1 protein-coding gene is annotated in these 730 nt (G+C 67.0%); it reads left to right on the top strand.

Annotated elements, in window-relative coordinates; translation table 11 throughout:
* The coding region (locus tag ENZ74_RS33450) for a nucleotidyltransferase family protein (protein ID WP_164761480.1) at positions 1-691 on the top strand (691 nt) is incomplete at its 5' end.
* Between the last annotated feature and the right edge of the window lie 39 nt (positions 692-730).

Raw genomic sequence — 730 nt, 5'->3', positions numbered from 1 at the left:
CGCCAGGGATATTGCCGGCATGGGGGTCGGCGGGCTGCTGATGGCAATCCCCACACGGCCGCAGCCGCGCGAACCGCTGCCGGCCAAATCTCAGCTGAAGGTCGGCATCGTGCTGCTGGCGGCCGGCCGGTCGAGCCGCATGGGCGGGCCGAACAAGCTGTTGGCGCTGTTCGACGGCAAGCCGCTGGTGCGCCGCACCGCCGAGCGGGCGCTTGGCTCGAAGGCGTCCAGAACTGTCGTCGTCACCGGCCACCAGCGCGAGCGGGTGCGCGCTGCGCTGGCGGGCCTCGACGTGACCTTCGCCGACAATCCTGATTTTACCGACGGCTTGTCCACGTCGCTGAAGGCCGGCATTGCCTATCTGCCGGAGGACTCCGCCGGTGTGATGATCGCGCTCGGCGACATGCCCGATATCACGTCCGACGATCTCGACAGCTTGATCGATGCGTTCCGCAAGGGCGGCGGCAATGCGGTGGTCCGCGCTTCGCATGACGGCAAGCGCGGCAATCCGGTGCTGTTGCCGCGTTCGCTGTTTCCGGCGATCGCCCATCTGGAGGGCGACACCGGTGCACGCCATCTGGTCGAGACCGAAGGGCTCGATGTCATCGATGTCGAGATCGGCGCGGCGGCGTCTGTCGATGTCGACACGCGCGAGGCGCTGGAAGGCGCCGGCGGTGTGCTGCAGGATTGACAAACCCAAGCCGAATTACGCATGCGTTGGGTATGTCTT

Source organism: Mesorhizobium sp. M7A.F.Ca.CA.002.15.2.1, from assembly GCF_003998715.1.
Lineage (GTDB): Bacteria > Pseudomonadota > Alphaproteobacteria > Rhizobiales > Rhizobiaceae > Mesorhizobium > Mesorhizobium ciceri.
The sequence above is the reverse complement of the archived record's forward strand: the minus strand, read 5'-3'. Positions and strand labels throughout refer to the sequence as shown.